General features: G+C 65.8%; 1 protein-coding gene. It reads left to right on the top strand.

Annotated features, from left to right (window positions below; all coding sequences use genetic code 11):
• Positions 1–42: 42 nt before the first annotated feature.
• The coding region (locus CSQ93_RS28535; RefSeq protein WP_233516398.1) for a phosphopantetheine-binding protein at positions 43–666 on the top strand (624 nt) is incomplete at its 3' end.

Below are 666 nucleotides of genomic sequence, written 5' to 3'. Positions count from 1 at the left end.
CTATATCGTACGGGCGATCTGGCCCGCATACGTGCGGATGGCGTGATCGAACTGGTGGGGCGTGCCGATAACCAGATCAAGCTGCGCGGTTTCAGGATCGAGTTGGGCGAAATCGAAACGGCGCTGCTGAAAATCGCCGGCATACGGCAGGCGGTGGTGAATGTATACGAATCGCAGGTCGGCGAAAAGCGCCTGGCGGCGTATGTCGTGGCCGAGCCAATGGCATGGTCGGCCGATGCGGTGCGTGCCCAGTTGGCCAGCACGCTGCCGGACTATATGGTGCCCACGGCGCTGATGTGCCTTGCGGCCTTGCCCGTCACGTCAAACGGCAAGATCGATCGGAAGGCGCTGCCGGCGCCGACGATAGCGGCCGAACAGGCTTTCGTGGCGCCGGCAACGGCGTGCGAATTATGGCTGGCGGATGTGTGGAGCAGTTTGCTCAAGCCAGGCCGGCCGGTGTCGGCGGCGGATAATTTCTTTGCCTTGGGCGGGCACTCGTTGCTGGCCATGCGCGTGATCGCCAAGGTGCGCCAGGAGCGTCAGGCGGCCTTGCCGATCACTGCCGTGTTCGAGGCGCAGACGCTGGCGGCGCTGGCACTGCGCATCGAGCAGGCCGGGCCAGCGGAGGCGCAGCCGATCGTGCATCGCGGACCCGGACGGGCGCCG

This window comes from Janthinobacterium sp. BJB426, assembly GCF_002735705.1.
Classification (GTDB): domain Bacteria; phylum Pseudomonadota; class Gammaproteobacteria; order Burkholderiales; family Burkholderiaceae_D; genus Janthinobacterium.
This window is presented reverse-complemented; position numbering and strand designations above follow the sequence as displayed.